The organism is Mesorhizobium sp. M7A.F.Ca.AU.002.02.1.1 (genome assembly GCF_003998535.1).
Lineage (GTDB): Bacteria > Pseudomonadota > Alphaproteobacteria > Rhizobiales > Rhizobiaceae > Mesorhizobium > Mesorhizobium ciceri.
The window spans coordinates 1-991 of sequence record NZ_RZPB01001281.1 but is presented as its reverse complement, the minus strand read 5'-3'; the positions used below and the strand labels follow the sequence as shown (position 1 = coordinate 991).

General features: G+C 62.9%; 1 protein-coding gene and 1 pseudogene. Both read left to right on the top strand.

Translation table 11 applies throughout. From position 1 onward, the window contains the following. Nucleotides 1-257: pseudogene (locus EN879_RS37140) on the top strand (tryptophan--tRNA ligase); the annotation flags it as partial. A gap of 92 nt (nt 258-349) precedes the next feature. Beyond that, nucleotides 350-841 carry a universal stress protein gene (locus tag EN879_RS37135; protein WP_013528063.1) on the top strand — a complete coding sequence of 164 codons (492 nt, stop codon included), beginning with the start codon at nt 350-352 and terminating at the stop codon, nt 839-841. The last annotated feature ends 150 nt before the right edge of the window (nt 842-991 follow it).

Here is a 991-nt window from a genome sequence, read left to right as displayed (position 1 = left end):
TCTATGCGGGTCTCGCCGAGATGTCGAAGGCGGATGTGCTCAAGCAATTCGCCGGCCAGCAGTTTTCCGTGTTCAAGCCGGCCTTGGCCGATCTTGCTGTGGAAAAACTGGCGCCGATCGCCAGCGAGATGCGCCGCATTTCGGATGACCGCGCCTATGTCGACGCGGTGCTCAAGGACGGCGGCGAGCGCGCCGGCGTGCTGGCCGAAGCGACGATGAAGACGGTGCGCGACATTATCGGCCTGCTGCAGGGCTGATCGCGACATCGGGTGCACTGGCACAAGGCCGGCGGCTTGCCGCCGGTCCGCCGCAGTGGCAGATTGCGCCGCAAGACACCGAGTAGATAGACATGGTCTCCAAACGCCTCAGCCGCGAAGCCGGCCATCGCAGGAAATTCCTGACGATCATCGACGACACGCCGGAATGCGAGCGTGCCGTCGCCTATGCCTCGAAACGGGCGCAGAGCACCAGCGGCACGCTGGTGCTGCTCTATGTCATCGTGCCGGACGATTTCCAGCATTGGCTGGGTGTCGAGAAGATCATGCGCGAGGAAGCTAACGCCACGGCGCGCGCCGCACTCGACAGCTATGCCAACAAGGTGCGCCAGAAGCTCGGCATCGAGCCCGAGATGGTGGTCCGCGAAGGCAAGCCGACGGAAGAGATTCACAAATTGATCGAGGAAGACCAGGACATCGCCATCCTGGTGCTGGCCGCCGGTGCGGGCAAGGAAGGCCCGGGACCGCTGGTCGGCGCCGTGGCCGGCAAGGGTGCCGCCTTCCCGATCCCGGTGACTGTCGTGCCGCAGAACCTTTCGGACGAGGAAATAGACAGCCTGGCCTGAGGTGTGCTGATTTTCAGGTGATGCCGGCCTGACCTGAATCTCAACACACCTTCGGGCGCGTCCCAGGGGCGCGCAAAAAACATTCCGCCAGCCAGCCATTCCGGCGATGCGTTTCGCTTGAATGTCCAGCCAATTGAGCCTATTTAGAAT